The sequence below is a fragment of the Denitromonas iodatirespirans genome (assembly GCF_018524365.1).
Taxonomy (GTDB): Bacteria; Pseudomonadota; Gammaproteobacteria; order Burkholderiales; family Rhodocyclaceae; genus Nitrogeniibacter; species Nitrogeniibacter iodatirespirans.
Genome location: NZ_JAEKFT010000197.1, coordinates 1 through 216 on the forward strand (window position 1 = coordinate 1; position 216 = coordinate 216).

The 216-nt window shown below is 67.1% G+C and carries 1 protein-coding gene; it reads right to left on the bottom strand.

Annotated elements, in window-relative coordinates:
• On the bottom strand, positions 1-216 hold a 216-nt coding region (locus tag I8J34_RS24540; RefSeq protein WP_214364235.1), incomplete at both ends, for a type VI secretion system Vgr family protein.

Sequence of the window (216 nt, forward strand, 5' to 3'; positions counted from 1 at the left end):
GCCCCTGAAACTGCCGCGGTAGTTGTCGGCCTGGTGGATGAGGTGGCCGAGGTTGAGCTGCGAGGCGTATTGGGTGCTGTGCAAGGCGGCGCGCTGCTGGTTGTCGGTGTCGTCGAAGACGAGTTGGTTGTGGCCGGCGAAGCGGCCGTGGGCGCCGAATTCCTTGGTGCGGATGCCACTGAGGGCGGCGCTGTGGCGGTGTTCATTGGCGGCGGC